A 14,228-nucleotide genomic window follows, 5' to 3' on the forward strand; every position below is an offset into this window, starting at 1 on the left:
GGAACGAAATGGCTGAAGTGTTGTTGTTCCACCATGCACAGGGTCTGACATCGGGCGTCCGCGGCTTTGCCGACAGGCTCAGACGCGACGGCCACACCGTCCACACTCCGGACTTGTTCGATGGGCGCGTCTTCGACGAGCTCGATGCAGGCGTGGGCTATGCCGGGGAAGTCGGCTTCGGAACGATCCTCGAGCGGGGAAAGGCGGCCGCGGAAGGACTTCCCAACGAACTTGTCTACGCGGGCTTCTCGCTCGGCGTCATGCCCGCACAAATGCTGGCACAGTCACGCCTTGGCGCGAAGGGTGCCCTGCTGTTCCATTCCTGCGTGCCGACGTCGGAGTTCGGTGACGGGTGGCCGCAGGCGGTTCCGGTCCAGATCCACGGGATGGATGCCGACGAGTTCTTCGTTGACGAAGGCGACCTCGACGCGGCCCGTGCTCTCGTCAAGGAGACCGCTGATGCCGAATTGTTCCTTTACCCGGGTAAACAGCACCTGTTTGCGGACAACAGTCTGCCTTCCTACGACGAGCAGGCGGCCGGACTCCTGACGGAACGCACTCTCGGTTTCCTCGCCGCGAGATCCGGCTAAGCCTCCTGCCAACCATCGGTCTGGGTGTATTTTGCCACCAGCTTGCCGTCGCCTTGCGAGGTGGAATTGGTCGGATCCTCATAGAGGGCCGCCTTGGTGGACTTGCTGTGCGTGATGATTTCCTCGGCAGCTTCCTTGGCTTCCTCAAGCGAGGCGCCGAACACACCACTGCGGGCTGACAGCTGTTCGACGTCGACAATCTCAGCGTCCGTCTCCGTCAACGGAACCGTGTAACCGGATTCCTTCTCGTTGACCGGAATCTCATAGTGATCGTCATCCTCAGGGTCCTGGATGGTGTATTCCACGAAGTAAGCCATGGGCCCACCCTTTCAAAAAATCAGTCAGTTTGCTTTCCATCTCCAGCTTTCTCCCTGTATCGGATTACCGCAAGCCGGAACTAGGCTGACAGGAACAACCATCGGAAGCACCCATCGTGTGGAGGAAAACATGATCGAGGCAGTCAGCAAGGCGGCCGGGCGTGGGTTCGCGGCGATCTTCGCCGTCTTGAAGGTATTCCGCGGCAAACGGCCAATCCATACACAAGGCGTTTCGCTGACGGGAACGATCGAACGCTTTGGCGCAACCGACAGTGGGCTTTCCTGGATCGATACGCCGGGCATCGTGCCGCTGCACGCCCGGCTGTCGAGGTCCGTGGGCCTACCCAAGTCCTGGCCGGACATTATCGGCCTTGGCCTGCGGATTTCCGACGACGGCGGTTCCTTCGACATCCTGCTCGCCTCGACAGGCATGTCCCGCGTGGGGCGGTTCCTGCTGCTTCCACACCAGTTGGCGTCGTCAGCGCGTCTGACGAGCCTGATGCCATACCGCGGCAGTCATGGTCCGGTATTGCTCGCGGCCCGCACGCTGGAACCCGACGACCCCCTCCCCTCCGGACCGGAAGCATACCTGACAACGTTGGGCGCCCGGGATTGGCAGTTGGCGCTGTACTTTGCTTCTCCGTCCGGGGAGTGGAACCGGTTTGGCACCCTCTCCTTGAAGCCCGATGCGGCACGCGTGGATACGGATCTCCGGTTCGATCCGGTGCTCAATCCGCTGCCCGGTGCCGGGATGTACGGATGGACCAGCCGCTTGCGCGTTCCGTCCTACGCAACGGCGCGTAAGCCGAAGGGACGTTCATCAGGGGCAGGCGAAGCGTGAAGCCGCGGCTGACGAGGGTTGTGTGGCGGAGGAAGGTCGGGGAGAATCAACAGCATGCTTACTAAAAAACCATCGTTAGCGAAATCCGTTGGCCGGGGAGTCGTGGCCGGAGTTGCGGGTACGGGTGTGATGACCGCTTTCCAGAAGTTCGTGGAGATGCCGATTACTGGACGGGGGCCAAGCTACGCGCCGGCGGACTTCGCCGAAAAGGTCCTCCCGGTGCACCCGGCAACGCAACAGGGCCGTACGCAGCTGAACTGGGCAACGCACTTCAGTCTCGGAGCCATGTGGGGCTCGGCCTACGGGGCTGCAGCGCACGCCGGACTGCGCGGCGCGAAGGCCATCGGCGTCGTATTTGTCAGCGTCTATACAGCCGACGTCGCGCTCAATACGGCACTTGGATTGTACCGGCCGGGGAGTTGGTCCCGTCAGGACTGGACTGTGGACATCGTCGACAAATTCGTCCAGGCAGCAGCGACCGGCGTGCTCTATGACTTCATCCTGAAGCCGTCCGCCGGCAGGTAGGCGGAGTCAACGTCTGGCTCCCTTAATGACTGCGGCGGCGGCTGCCAGCGCACCAGTCAGCGTGAGAATCCGCCCAGGGATTGACCGCCAGTGGCCAGTGACCCGATTGGAGTCTGGATCAGACGTGAATACGGTCCCTGCGGAGGGAGGAGCGGATCCGCCCCGCAACGCCAAGGTATCCATGATCGGACCGATGCACCGGTTATACAAGCCGGGCAGAAGGCCATGGAGTGGGATAAAGGCGCGTTGCAACTGCCCAACGACCGCGACCGGCCGCGGATGCTTGACCATCTTCAGCACTGTGCGGGCGACGCGCTGAGGGGAAACGACCGGCGGCAATGGATGTATCCGTTGGCCGGTGTAGTTGGCCGCATGCTGGTGGATGGGTGTATCGATTGTGGCGGGCAGAACCGTACACACTTTGATGGCCTTCACGCCACGGAGCTCCTGCCTCAGTACCTCCGTGAATCCCAGCAGCCCGAATTTGCTGGTTACGTACGGTGAAACGTAGGGCGAGGTGACCTTGGAGTAGACGGAACCAATCATGATCAGGACGCCGCTGCCCTGCTGGCGGAACTGCGGCAGAACCGCCCGCGCCCCATAGATCTGGCCGAACAGGTTGGTTTCCAGAATCCGCTGAAAAACTTCGGGCGGAGTCTGCTCGAAAGTGCCGTAACCGTAAAGGGAAGCGCCACCCACCCAGACATCAATACGTCCAAAGGTGTCGACGGCGGTCTGCGCCAGAGCCTGTACCTGGGACTCATCGCTGACATCAGTGGGCACGGCAACGGCCTGCGCGCTGTGTTTGGCGCACTCGGCCGCAACATCTTCGAGACTGGACCGGCCGCGTGCGGCGAGGATGAGCCGGCATGCGCCGTCGCCCGTCCGATGCCGCTGGAGGCGCCGGTAATGACGACAACCTGGCCCGGTCCGTACCGGTGATTCTGGCTCACAGGTTAACTCGCTGGCTCTGCAGGAACTTGTCCAGCGTGAGCAGGAAGCGGTTCTCTCCCAGCGGCACGAGCATCACATGCTTGACCGTCTTTCCGCGCGGGTCGACGGTCTCCACATACGGCTTGGTGACGCCTGCGTGCTTCATCCAGGGCGTGTCGCTGGCGATTCCGCCGATGATGATATCGAGCTTGTCGTGTTTCATTTGCTCTGCGAGCTCGTGCTCGGCGCCTTGGACCCACTCAATCCCGGCGTCGCGGGCGTCGGCGAACTCACGCACCAGATCAGGTTCGATCCCCTGTGGTTCCTGACCCGGCTCCAGCTGTACCCAGGGTTCGAATTCGGTAACGCCGACGCGCAGCGTTCCGCCGGTAATCTCCTCCAGCGTGCCGTTCGGATCACTGGGAATCGTGACCGCACCACACCCGGTCAGCACCAGCAGCAGCGAGGCAAAAAGTGCCGCCAACGACGTCGTGCGTTTCTTGGTATTCACCGGTCACCTCCGGATTGACGGTCGCGGGATGCTCAATTCGAACTCTAGCACTCGATCAGTACACTTTCTTTTTGTCGACGATGGCGGCGGGGGATCGGATTACGATCCGATTAAGTCCCTTGGGTGCAGTTCTAAGCCTGCTTAGGATTGACGGACGGCGTAATCGAAACAGCAACTGGCGGCGGAGGCCCGGCACGTCGCCGGCGCCGCCGTGCAGAAAGGACGAGTCATGGATACCCGCAACAACGCCATCTGGCTACGGAAGACCGCGGCGGCTGTGATCCTGCCTTTCGCCGCGCTTGGACTTGCCGGCTGCGGTGGCGGCGAGGACACGGCCGGTCCCGAGGAAAGTGCCGACGTCCAGGACATCACGGAGGACGACGGCGTCGAAGAAAGCGAGGCCGCGGACAGCCGCTACGACGCCGCCTACGACCAGGCCTTCGTCGACGAGATGGATACCTATGTCAGTGAAACCGTCACTCTGTCGGCCAAGGTGAACGACGACATTACTCCGAAGTTCTTCTCCATTGCCGGAACCGATGACACCGACGTGGAACCGCTGCTGGTAATGCACGGCGAGGACACGATGGACGTCCAGGACGGCCTGACAGTCAAAGTCACCGGAACGCTCCACAAGGCGTTGGATATAGCAGCCCTTGAGGAGAACATGGGCGTCGACCTGAATGAGAGCGCCCTGGAGAATTGGAACGGTGAACCCTATCTGGAGGCTGGAGAGATCAGCGTTCTGGACGATAACTAAACCGCCGGATGGATTTAGTTGCCGCGCGGCTGGCACTGGCGTTGCAGTGACGGAATCTCCGAGCCGACTGTAGCGTGTACGAAAAGGGACAGAAAGTTCCCTGGACTAGGAATGGGTGGTAAGCGTGGCAGGCGGTAGCACGAAGGCAGTCATAACGGCGTTGTTCGCGAATATCACCATAGCGGTGATGAAGTTTGTGGCATTTCTCTTGACCGGATCTTCGTCAATGCTGGCAGAGTCCGTTCACTCTGTTGCGGACTCCGGGAACCAGGGACTATTGCTGCTTGGCGGTAAGCGCGCGAAGCGTGACGCAAGTCCGGAGCACCCCTTCGGCTATGGCCGCGAGCGGTACGTCTACTCCTTCCTGGTGGCCATTGTGCTGTTCAGTGTGGGCGGTCTCTTCGCGCTCTACGAGGCATTCCAGAAGTGGCAGCATCCGCACCCGATCGAGGGTTTCTGGTGGTGGTTGCCGCCGGTGGTTCTAATTGGGGCCATCATCGCCGAAGGCTTCGCCCTCAAGACGGCAATTGTTGAATCAAACCGTGTGCGCGGCAAGCAGAGTTGGGCCGAGTTTGTCCGTAAAGCCAAGTCGCCCGAGTTGCCGGTCATCCTGCTTGAGGACACCGGCGCCATCACCGGACTGATCTTTGCGTTGCTCGGGGTCAGCCTGACCCTCATCACCGGGGACAGTATCTGGGACGCCCTCGGCACTGGCATGATTGGTCTGCTGCTGGTGATCATTGCCATCATCCTTGCCATCGAGATGAAGTCCCTGCTGCTGGGCGAGTCTGCCAGCAGGTCGAATATCGAGTCGATCAAGGAGGCCATTACGGCCGACGGCGGGACCAAAATAATCCACCTGAAAACTTTGCATCTCGGCCCTGAAGAGCTTTTGGTCGCCGCCAAAATCGCCATCGAACGCTCTGACTCCGGCCAGGATGTCGCTGAGGAAATCAACGGTGCCGAGCGCAGGATCCGTGAAGCAGTTTCCATCACCTGTGTGATCTACCTCGAACCCGACATCTACTCCGCCAAGGCGGCGGCCACCAACGACGGCGCGTGACGGCGTTCGCCGTCGAGTACGCGAGAATGGGCATATGCGCTTAATTCTCGTACGCCATGGCCAAACCTCTTCCAATGTCGGCGGACTCCTCGACACCGCCGAACCTGGTGCGGATCTGACCGATCTCGGGCGCGAGCAGGCGAAAGCACTGCTCGACGTGCTGGCGGAGGAGCCGATCGAGGCCATTTACGCGTCGATGCTGGTACGCACCCAGCAGACCGCCGGACCGCTGGCTGGATCCCTCGGGCTGGACGTGCTGGTACGGGACGGTGTCCGGGAAGTTAACGCCGGGGACCTGGAGATGCTGGGCGACATGAACTCCATACGGACCTACCTCGAGACCATCTTCCACTGGAGCGCCGGCGACCTTGAGGCGTTGATGCCCGGGGGTGAAAATGGTACCGAGGTCTATGCCCGGTTCGACAAGGTGGTGGCAGAGGTAGCGGGATCCGGCGTGAACACCGCCGTCATCTTCAGCCACGGAGCTGTCATCCGAACCTGGACGGCGGCGCGCGCGGATAACATCACCATCGACTTCGCCGCCGGTAATCCGGTCACCAACACCGGCGCCGTCGTGCTCGAAGGCAGCCCGGTGGAGGGCTGGACGGTGCTGACCTGGGAAGGACACGCCCTGGGCGGTCCCGACGTCGACACCGCACGCACCGATGGACCAGCCGGCGAGCCGGTCGACGTCGACGAGTGAGAGTGTGCGGAGCAGCCTCCGGCACTCTTGCCTGCCCATGGCGCCGGTCAGCACTGGCTGCCCATGTGCCCAGACAGCACCGACCCTTGTAAGTTGGGTGTATGAGTGAAACTTCCGGCATCGCCGCAGATGGCCAGCCCGTAGCCGCTGTTGTCTATAATCCGGTCAAGGTCGATCTTGACGCGATCAAAGCGGCCGTTGCGGTGCAGGAACCACGTGCCGGATGGGGAACGACGCTGTGGTTTGAAACCACCGAGGATGATCCCGGACAGGGTCCAGCGCGCCAGGCACTGGAGGCGGGTGCCTCGATGGTCATCGCCGCCGGTGGAGATGGAACCGTGCGGGCCGTTTGCGAGGAGCTGAAAGGCAGCGGCATTCCGCTCGCCCTGCTGCCCTCGGGCACCGGCAATTTGCTGGCACGGAACCTGGACCTCACGCTCGACGACCTTGAGCACTCGATTGATGCTGCGTATAACGGTGAGAACCGGAAAATCGACCTCGGTATGGTCTCCATCCGCAGAGAGGACGACTCGGTGACGGACCATGCCTACGTGGTGATGGCCGGGCTGGGACTCGATGCGAAGATGCTCGCCAACACTGATTCGGAGCTGAAAGCCAAAATCGGATGGCCGGCGTACGTCGGAGCTATCTTCAAGGCTCTCGGGGATAAGAACAGACTCCGGATGCGGTACAAGCTCGATGAGCACCAAGCTCGGTCGGTCCGGGCACATACCATCATTATCGGCAACTGCGGGAGCCTGCAGGCGAATGTGATGCTGCTGCCCGAGGCCGCCGTCGACGACGGAATGCTGGACATCATCATCCTGCGCCCGGAAGGAGTCATCGGCTGGGCGCAGGTCCTGGTGAAAATAGTCTGGGAGAACGGAGTCCTGCGGCGGACGAAGCTTGGCAGGGCGATGATGACCAAAGAAGTCCAAGCGCTCAACTACGTCAAGGGCCGCGAACTGAGTGTGCGGCTGAGCCGGCCTGAAGGCGTGGAGCTCGACGGCGCCACGTTCGGGGAAGCCGTGGCCTTGAAGACCTGGGTGGAGCCGGCCGGACTCACGATACGTGTTCCCCAAGATACAGTGCCCGAAGCGGAGACCACACCCTCAGACTGAAGCGTTCCCCTGGCCGGTAGCCGTGTTCTGGATCCGGAGCCGGACCGTGGACAATATGCGTTGCAGGGCCATGGCGATGGTGGCTGCGGCGCTCATGGAGGCAGGGCCGGCGGTGCGGTGTTCGTCGATTCCGGTGAAGAGCGTTTCGATACCGGCCTCTGCCCGGTCAAGGGATTCCTGGGCTTCAGCCCCGTCCTCCCACGTCGTGAGCACGTCTGCCACGGCAAGGATGGCCTCGCTCAGGGGTGGACACAGTTGGGTGGGGAGTTCGACCGGAAACGGTTTTCCCCACACAGCTCCGGCGAGGACCTCGGTCAGGTCGCGGATGTGGAAGGTGACGTTTTCGAGGGCGGCCAGGTCGTAAAAGTCCCCCTCCAGATTCCGTTTGTGGATCCGGGCACGGGGGTTGCCTTTCCGGCTGTCATCGGCGAGGTGGATAGTTTTACGGACTTCTGCTGCGGTAGCCGACAATGTCTGGTTTTGGCTTGCCCAGTCCTCACGCTCCGGCGGCCAGTTCTCGGTCAGGGCCGTGCCGACGTCGTTAAGGTGGCGGGCGAGGCTTCTGCGGAAATGGGAGAACTTTTGGACCGCTGAATCGAACGTCAACGGGGGCAGGACGAGGAGATTGATCAGTAATCCCACGCTGACACCGACGGTCATCTGCACGAGGTAACCAATGGAATACTGGCTGGCGTCCTGGCCGCCGACGATCAGCACAAACAGGGCTGCGATGGGCAGGTACTCCTGGCCGGGAGCGCCGAGCCAACGCATCCCACCGACCAGGACACCGGCGGCCACCACGAGGGAAATGGTCAGGAAATTCGGCGCGCCGAAAGCCAGCACGATCGCCGCGAGCAGGATTCCGATCGCCAGCCCGCCGAGGATCTGCAGGCCGTACTTGGCCGAGCCTTTCAGCGTCGAATGCATACTGAGCAGGGCACCGAGCGGAGCGTAGTAGGGGTACTCGTCGGCGACGCCGGGCATGAAGGGCGCAACCACCCAGGCAATGCCGACGGCGAGCGCGGCTTTGAAAGCCAGAAGCAGCTTGTGGCTCACCATGGATGGCGTGAAAAAAGTGGCAATACGCTGCCATACGCGGTTCGTGTCCATGTGACGTGGCTCCGGTTCTTCCAGTGCAGGATGGGACCGGGGCTTGATCCGCGTGCAACATCGAACATACCGACTCTGCAGTGTCTGCGTAAAATCTGGAATGGAGAGAGCGGAACTAATTCCAGCACTGCGGACTATTTTCAGCCCTGACGGTGTTGCCGCCCTTGTACCGCGCAAACGATAAGGAGACTGATTATGGCCAACGTGCCGAACGTGTCATTGAACAACGGTGTCAACATTCCCCAGATCGGCTATGGCGTGTTCCAGGTTCCGCCAGCCGAAACGCAGGAGTCGGTGGAGGCCGCACTGATGGCGGGATACCGCCACATCGACACCGCTGCGGCCTACCGGAACGAATCCGGCGTCGGTGCCGCCATCACGGCCTCGGGTCTCTCACGCGACGAAGTCTTCATCACGACCAAACTCCGCAACGGGGAACAGGACAAGCCCCTTGAGGCGTTCGACAACAGCCTTCGGGCCCTCGGCGTCGACCATGTTGATCTGTACCTGATTCACTGGCCGGCACCGGAGCAGGGATTGTTCATCGAGGCTTGGAAGGCGCTCGAAAAAATCTACGCTGAGGGCAGTGCGCGGGCTATTGGCGTCTCGAACTTCCTGCCGGAACATCTGGACGCTCTGCGGGAGGCCACGGAGATTGTCCCCGCCGTGAACCAGATTGAACTGCATCCAACCTTGCAGCAGACCGCCGCGGCGGAAAAGAGCCGCTCGCTCGGCATCGCGGTTGAGGCCTACAGTCCGTTGGGCCAGGGGTCGGATCTGACCAACCCGGTCGTGCGGGACATTGCGACCAAGCACAACGCCACCGCGGGTCAGATTGTCCTGGCGTGGAACCTCCATCAGGGCAATATCGTCATTCCCAAGACGGTGCAACCCGCCCGGATGAAGGAAAACCTGGAGGCTGCGGATATCTTGCTCAGCCCGGAGGAGATCGAGGTCATTGGTCAGCTGGAGTCCGGTAACCGCGTGACGGCGGATCCGGCTACGGCGAACTTCACGCAAATGTAAGACAAGAAGGAGTTCCGGCGGCGTCCTGGTGTGGCGCCGCCGGCGGCAGGCAAGCCAGAGTTCATAACGGATGGCCGGAGCCGGCCTGGTACTGCCTCCGAAACGCTGTATCGCTAGCCGGTTCGTGAGTGGAGGTCATCCTTCTGCGCATATGAGTCCCTTCGCGGCGGCTGTACGGAGGATTCCGCCCGCACCGGCCGTGCGGAAGGTTCCCGTTTAACCTGCTGGGCGGAAGGTTCCGGTTTGGGCTGCTGCACGGAAGGTTGCCGCGCCGGCGGCTGCGAATCTCTTTTGCGCGGAGCAGCTTCTTTGGGGGGAGCAACGTCGCGCATCCGCGGTTGGGGTCCCGGCCGGAGAACTGTGTTTTGGAAGTACTGTTGCTCCGCGGCTTCCTGCTGGCGGTGGCGCCGGAGTCTGCGCGTAATGTCGATGATCGCCAGTGCAGCAGCCACGATCGAAAGCGCGACGGCTGCAAGCATGACGTAAAGCCATATCAACACGGTCAGCGCCGGTTCAGGAGAATGGAGCACGCGGAGTCCGCCCAGAATGCCCACGATCCAGAACATGGAGACGCCAACCAGTACGATGGCTGCTGGTAAGTATTGCCTCCGACCGCCAAAGCCGGAACGTTGTCCGCCGACTCGATCCTTCATAGCAAGAGTCTGCTGCCCAGAGTCACTTAAGGCACCTCCGACACGCGGAGAAAACCGCATCGTCACCGGATCGTAAGATTTGGCTATCCGGCCGGTCCTTCCACCCTGACACGAACCGCAGCGACAATCCGTCTTAAGGTGATGGCGATAGCCGCTGTTGCCGCCACTGAATCCGCCCCTGATCCGGGGCGGTCATCGACTCTGGACATCAGTGCATCCAGTGCGACGCCGGCATCATCGATCGCCGCCGTGTCGCCTGATCCGGAATCCCACTCCATCAACACGACGGCGACCGAATTCATGGCCTCGCTCAGTGGCGGACACAGGTCGGCGGGAAGGTCGACAGGGAATGGCTTTCCCCAGACAGCCCCGGCGAGAATCTCGGTCAGGTCCCTGATGTGGAAGCTGATGTTTTCGAGGGCGGCCAAGTCGAGGAAGTCTGCGCTGAGATTACGGCGGTGGCGCAACGCTCGGGGATTTCCCTTGCGGCTGTCGTCGGCTTTGTGGATGGCCGCCCGCACCTCGCCGGCGGTCGCCGACAGCACTTCGGTTTGGTTTGCCCAGTCTTCACGCTCCGGTGGCCAGCTTTCGACCAAGGCTGCGCCGACGTCGTCAAGGTGTTTGGCAAGGCTGATCCGGAACCGGGAAAACGATTGGACGGCGCTGTTGATGGTTAGTGGTGGAGCGATGACCAGATTCACGCCGAGACCGACCCCAACACCGACGGCCATTTGAACGAGGTAGCCGATGGAGTAGTCTTCCGCATCCTGGCCGCCGACAATCAGGACGAACAACGCGGCAATCGGCAGATACTCCGTGCCGGGCACGCCGAGCCAGCGAATACTCCCGACCAACACGGCGACGGCGACCACCAGCGAAATACTGAAGACGTTGGGCGGTCCCAGAAACAGCACGCCGGCGGCGAGAACGATCCCGAGGACCATGCCGGCGAGGATCTGCAGTCCGAACTTTGCTGACACCGCCAAGGTGGAATGCATGACCAGTAGGGCGCCGAGCGGAGCGTAGTAGGGGTAGTCGTTGATCACCCCGGGCATCAGCGGGGCGATAACCCAGGCAAGCCCGACGGCGATAGCGGCCTTGACGGCGAGCAGCAGGCGTGGACTCACCGACCTCAGTGCAGTACGTGAAAAGGCAAGGCGGGATCTGGTTTTTAGAAGTGTGGTGACCATGGTTCCCGTCGAGCCTACTATGAAGGCCTGTACGGTTTCCCAGGCAGGAATGCATGCATTGCGCAATAAAAACCTTCAACATGCTTGATACGCGCAATGGCGTAGTCCATGCTGGGAACTGTCCGGACAACGCTGCCCGGGCCTCGTTCCTTGAGAAGGGGAATCCCCGCCGTGGATATACAACTCTTGCTGGCACTGGTTCTGGGCATCACGACGATCATTGTCCTCGTGCTGCGGACCCGCCTGGACGCCTTTGTGGCGTTGCTCATTGCCGCGCTGGTCACCGGCGCGGTCGCCGGACAGCCGGCACTCGAAATCGTCGGTTCCATCACCACCGGATTCGGCAACACGCTCGCCTCCATCGGAATCGTCATCGGCCTGGGTGTCGGAATCGGTAAGATTCTCGAAGTCTCCGGCGCGGCCAATGCCCTCGCCCTGGCCTTCCTGAAGTTCTTCGGCAAGGGACGCGAGCCATGGGCGATGGGCAGCGTGGGCGCCTTGGTGTCCATTCCGGTGTTCTGCGATTCCGGCTACGTGATCATGAACCCGCTGGCCCGGTCGATCGCCCGGGTGAAGAAGGCAGGCTACGTCACGCTCGCGTTGGCGCTGGGCTGTGGCATGACGTTGACGCACCACCTTGTTCCGCCGACTCCGGGTCCACTGGCCGTGGCCGGTATTCTCGGCGCCGATCTGGGCGCGCTGATTATTGCCGGGCTTATCTTCACCGTGATCCTGCTGCCCATCGTCGTCATCTACGCCAAGTGGATGGGACCAAAACTGGAATCTTCCGTCTCGGAGGAAATCCGCGAGGCTGTCTACGGGAGCGCCGCGTTGGCGGGCCGCCACGGCTCGGGATCAAACACCGCTGGCACCACCTTCGCCGACGACGACGATGTGGTCACCTCGAATGCCAGGGACGTCGAGCCGGCCGAAGACCCGGGTTCCGATCTCGGCACCCCGCCTGAAGGTGCTAAACCACACCGGGTCGGAGCTCTGGTCGGATCACTGCCATTGGTGATTCCGCTGTTGCTTATCATCCTGAATACGGTGACTGCCGCCGTCGACCAGTCCAATCAGGGCACTCTTGGCGGCGAGTACACTCCCTCTGCCTGGGCTGTCCCCTTCGCCTTTATCGGCAACCCGGTCGTCGCGCTGGTCATTGGTGTTCTGCTGGCTGTCTACATCCTGCTGCCGAGGTGGACGCCGCGCACGAAGGTCCAGGGCTGGTTTGCCGACGCTGCTGCCTCTGCAGGGTTGATCCTGCTCATTACCGGTGCCGGCGGCGCGCTCGGCCAGGTGCTGCGCGACTCCGGCGTCGGTGATGCCTTGGCCGAGGCCATCGCAGCAACGGCACTTCCGGCGTTCCTGGTTCCATTCCTGATCGCCACGCTGGTCCGTGTCGCCCAGGGTTCGGGAACGGTCGCCATGATCACCGCCGCATCCGTGACCGCTCCGCTGGTGGGCTCCCTCGGCGTCGATCCGGTCATCGCGGCACTCGCCTGCACCGCCGGTTCGATGGTGTTCAGCTACTTCAATGACTCCTACTTCTGGGTGGTCACCCGCTTCACCGGGATCGAAGGCACCGCGGCGCTGAAGGGGTGGTCCGGGATCACGACGGCGGTCTGGGCCGGCTCCATTCCGCTGCTCTTCATCGCCAACATCATTCTGGGCTGACAGCGGCGTTGGAGGTGGCACCCGAGCTGCGCAAGGGCACCCGCGACCGGCACGAACGGCTGCTGGCCCTTGTGCGCTCGGGGAAGACCAATGTCCACGATCTCTCCGGGCAACTGGGGATCTCCGCCTCAACCGTCCGCCGGGATCTTGCCCGGCTGGACAAAACCGGGGTGCTGACCCGCACCTACGGCGGCGCCACCACGGGCGGATCCTTCCGGGAGCGGGACCTGAGTGAACGGCTGGACGTCGAGCGTGAGGCCAAGGCGGCCATCGGGGCCCGTGCCGCAGAACTCGTCCCCGAGGGTGGAACCATCTTTCTCGACGCCGGTTCGACCTGCGCGCAGCTGGCCCGGCACCTGCCCGGGCGTGGCGGGCTGACCGTACTGACCCGCGGCCTCGACGCCGCCCTCCAGCTGGCGGGGGACGCCGATCTCGAGGTGATCATGATCGGCGGCCGGGTCGCGCGGAAAAGCCACGGCCTCGTCGGACCGTTGACGGATTATGCGCTCAACCGGTGCATGCCCGACGTCGCATTCCTCGCGGTGGACGCGCTCGATCCGCGGGACGGCGTCGGCGAACCCACACTGGCGGAAGCACAGGTGAAAGAGACCGCCGCCCGCCGCGCCCGCCGCGTCGTCGTACTGGCCGACGCCACTAAACTGGTCCGCGGATCAGTGCCCGCCTGGGCGCCGCTTCCCGAAGGCTGGACGCTGATAACCAACGCTGACGACGACGGTGTGCTGCAGCGCTACCGTTCCGCCGGCGTCGAGGTCATCAGCACAGGTGTCAGCACAGTAACGGATTGACAAACTCTAATGTTTCTCTAACGTCCAGTCGCTAGACTTTGAAAATGGACACCGAGGGGAATAAGCGGGGCCGTGCAGGCACGGACACCGCTGACGGATACCGGGGGAAACAGGCAACCTCGCAATTAGACGCCGGCCCGCCCACAGAAGCGGCCGACGTCGATGAACTGCGTGCCGGCCCCCATGATGACCTGCCCAACCATGATGACGTGTCTGACCATGACAACCCTCCCGACGCCGGTGCCGCCGGTAACGCTGCTACGGCCACGGGCAATGTTGCCAATGAACCTACCGCCGCTGCGCCACGCGTACAGCGGCCGGGCGGAGCGGACGGTTTTGTGTTGGCTGGCCGGTACCGGCTCGGCAAGCGGATCGGCCAGGGCGGCATGGCGACCGTCTACCAGG

At 62.5% G+C, this 14,228-nt stretch carries 15 protein-coding genes and 2 pseudogenes; 11 read left to right on the forward strand and 6 right to left on the reverse strand.

Translation table 11 applies throughout. The features are described from left to right. Positions 1-8 precede the first annotated feature (8 nt). Entirely contained in the window at positions 9-590 is a 582-nt protein-coding gene (locus Y707_RS0106900) for a dienelactone hydrolase family protein (RefSeq protein WP_026534531.1), read from the forward strand. On the opposite strand, the gene Y707_RS0106905 is transcribed toward Y707_RS0106900, so the two are convergent. Then, entirely contained in the window at positions 587-907 is a 321-nt protein-coding gene (locus Y707_RS0106905; RefSeq protein ID WP_026534532.1) for a hypothetical protein, read from the reverse strand. The genes Y707_RS0106900 and Y707_RS0106905 overlap by 4 nt on opposite strands. Positions 908-1,037: 130 nt before the next feature. Here Y707_RS0106905 and Y707_RS24115 point away from each other — a divergent pair, with 130 nt between their 5' ends. Both Y707_RS24115 and Y707_RS0106915 read left to right on the forward strand, forming a co-directional pair. Further along, positions 1,038-1,748 carry a hypothetical protein gene (locus tag Y707_RS24115; RefSeq protein WP_035780704.1) on the forward strand — a complete coding sequence of 237 codons (711 nt, stop codon included), beginning with the start codon at positions 1,038-1,040 and terminating at the stop codon, positions 1,746-1,748. A gap of 54 nt (positions 1,749-1,802) precedes the next feature. Further along, a complete protein-coding gene (locus Y707_RS0106915; protein ID WP_026534533.1) occupies positions 1,803-2,273 on the forward strand; it encodes a hypothetical protein in 471 nt (156 codons plus the stop codon). A gap of 6 nt (positions 2,274-2,279) precedes the next feature. Here Y707_RS0106915 and Y707_RS24120 read toward each other — a convergent pair. Both Y707_RS24120 and Y707_RS0106925 read right to left on the reverse strand, forming a co-directional pair. Continuing rightward, positions 2,280-3,146: pseudogene (locus Y707_RS24120) on the reverse strand (SDR family NAD(P)-dependent oxidoreductase); the annotation flags it as partial. A gap of 76 nt (positions 3,147-3,222) precedes the next feature. Further along, positions 3,223-3,717 carry a transporter substrate-binding domain-containing protein gene (locus Y707_RS0106925; protein ID WP_026534534.1) on the reverse strand — a complete coding sequence of 165 codons (495 nt, stop codon included), beginning with the start codon at positions 3,715-3,717 and terminating at the stop codon, positions 3,223-3,225. Positions 3,718-3,946: 229 nt separating this feature from the next. On the opposite strand from Y707_RS0106925, the gene Y707_RS24125 reads away from it, so the two are divergent. The 4 genes from Y707_RS24125 to Y707_RS24130 all read left to right on the forward strand — a co-directional run bounded on the left by Y707_RS24125 (position 3,947) and on the right by Y707_RS24130 (position 7,364). Beyond that, entirely contained in the window at positions 3,947-4,477 is a 531-nt protein-coding gene (locus Y707_RS24125; protein ID WP_035780657.1) for a hypothetical protein, read from the forward strand. Positions 4,478-4,601: 124 nt separating this feature from the next. Beyond that, a complete protein-coding gene (locus Y707_RS0106935; protein ID WP_035780658.1) occupies positions 4,602-5,540 on the forward strand; it encodes a cation diffusion facilitator family transporter in 939 nt (312 codons plus the stop codon). 34 nt (positions 5,541-5,574) lie between these two features. Beyond that, complete coding sequence (locus Y707_RS0106940) at positions 5,575-6,243, forward strand: histidine phosphatase family protein (protein ID WP_026534536.1); 669 nt, start codon at positions 5,575-5,577, stop codon at positions 6,241-6,243. Positions 6,244-6,344: 101 nt separating this feature from the next. After that, positions 6,345-7,364, forward strand: coding sequence for a diacylglycerol/lipid kinase family protein (locus Y707_RS24130; RefSeq protein ID WP_051441731.1), 1,020 nt, complete (start codon positions 6,345-6,347; stop codon positions 7,362-7,364). Here the strand turns inward: Y707_RS24130 and Y707_RS0106950 are convergent. Beyond that, entirely contained in the window at positions 7,356-8,474 is a 1,119-nt protein-coding gene (locus Y707_RS0106950; protein WP_253905094.1) for an FUSC family protein, read from the reverse strand. The two genes, Y707_RS24130 and Y707_RS0106950, sit on opposite strands and share 9 nt — an antisense overlap. A 195-nt stretch (positions 8,475-8,669) precedes the next feature. On the opposite strand from Y707_RS0106950, the gene Y707_RS0106955 reads away from it, so the two are divergent. Further along, positions 8,670-9,500, forward strand: a complete 831-nt coding sequence (locus Y707_RS0106955; protein WP_026534538.1) for an aldo/keto reductase — start codon at positions 8,670-8,672, stop codon at positions 9,498-9,500. A 113-nt stretch (positions 9,501-9,613) separates the two neighbouring features. Here the strand turns inward: Y707_RS0106955 and Y707_RS28850 are convergent, their stop codons facing one another. Together Y707_RS28850 and Y707_RS24140 are read right to left on the reverse strand one after the other, a co-directional pair. Further along, complete coding sequence (locus Y707_RS28850) at positions 9,614-10,153, reverse strand: hypothetical protein (RefSeq protein ID WP_155852786.1); 540 nt, start codon at positions 10,151-10,153, stop codon at positions 9,614-9,616. Between the two features lie 83 nt (positions 10,154-10,236). Further along, positions 10,237-11,280: an FUSC family protein gene (locus Y707_RS24140; protein ID WP_051441733.1), complete on the reverse strand. Its 1,044-nt coding sequence runs from the start codon at positions 11,278-11,280 to the stop codon at positions 10,237-10,239. A gap of 234 nt (positions 11,281-11,514) precedes the next feature. Between Y707_RS24140 and Y707_RS0106970 the strand changes: the two genes are divergently transcribed. From Y707_RS0106970 to Y707_RS31300, 3 genes and pseudogenes are all read left to right on the forward strand, one after another. After that, the gene (locus Y707_RS0106970) at positions 11,515-13,017 is read left to right on the forward strand and encodes a GntP family permease (RefSeq protein ID WP_026534539.1); all 1,503 of its coding nucleotides are present in this window, start codon (positions 11,515-11,517) and stop codon (positions 13,015-13,017) included. A gap of 14 nt (positions 13,018-13,031) precedes the next feature. Continuing rightward, positions 13,032-13,823 (forward strand): DeoR/GlpR family DNA-binding transcription regulator, encoded by a 792-nt coding sequence (locus Y707_RS0106975; protein ID WP_035780659.1) that lies wholly within the window; start codon positions 13,032-13,034, stop codon positions 13,821-13,823. A gap of 44 nt (positions 13,824-13,867) precedes the next feature. Next, positions 13,868-14,228 (forward strand): annotated as a pseudogene (locus Y707_RS31300) (hypothetical protein); the annotation flags it as partial.

It is taken from the genome of Arthrobacter sp. H14, assembly GCF_000520495.1.
GTDB lineage: Bacteria > Actinomycetota > Actinomycetes > Actinomycetales > Micrococcaceae > Arthrobacter_C.

Excerpts from the sequence above, each read along its gene's own strand:
- Y707_RS24130 (WP_051441731.1), top strand. The coding sequence starts at position 6,345 with ATGAGTGAAACTTCCGGCATCGCCGCAGATGGCCAGCCCGTAGCCGCT.
- Y707_RS0106940 (WP_026534536.1), top strand. The coding sequence starts at position 5,575 with ATGCGCTTAATTCTCGTACGCCATGGCCAAACCTCTTCCAATGTCGGC.
- Y707_RS24125 (WP_035780657.1), top strand. The coding sequence starts at position 3,947 with ATGGATACCCGCAACAACGCCATCTGGCTACGGAAGACCGCGGCGGCT.
- Y707_RS0106905 (WP_026534532.1), bottom strand. The coding sequence starts at position 907 with ATGGCTTACTTCGTGGAATACACCATCCAGGACCCTGAGGATGACGAT.
- Y707_RS0106915 (WP_026534533.1), top strand. The coding sequence starts at position 1,803 with ATGCTTACTAAAAAACCATCGTTAGCGAAATCCGTTGGCCGGGGAGTC.
- Y707_RS0106955 (WP_026534538.1), top strand. The coding sequence starts at position 8,670 with ATGGCCAACGTGCCGAACGTGTCATTGAACAACGGTGTCAACATTCCC.
- Y707_RS28850 (WP_155852786.1), bottom strand. The coding sequence starts at position 10,153 with ATGAAGGATCGAGTCGGCGGACAACGTTCCGGCTTTGGCGGTCGGAGG.
- Y707_RS24115 (WP_035780704.1), top strand. The coding sequence starts at position 1,038 with ATGATCGAGGCAGTCAGCAAGGCGGCCGGGCGTGGGTTCGCGGCGATC.
- Y707_RS0106950 (WP_253905094.1), bottom strand. The coding sequence starts at position 8,474 with ATGGACACGAACCGCGTATGGCAGCGTATTGCCACTTTTTTCACGCCA.
- Y707_RS0106900 (WP_026534531.1), top strand. The coding sequence starts at position 9 with ATGGCTGAAGTGTTGTTGTTCCACCATGCACAGGGTCTGACATCGGGC.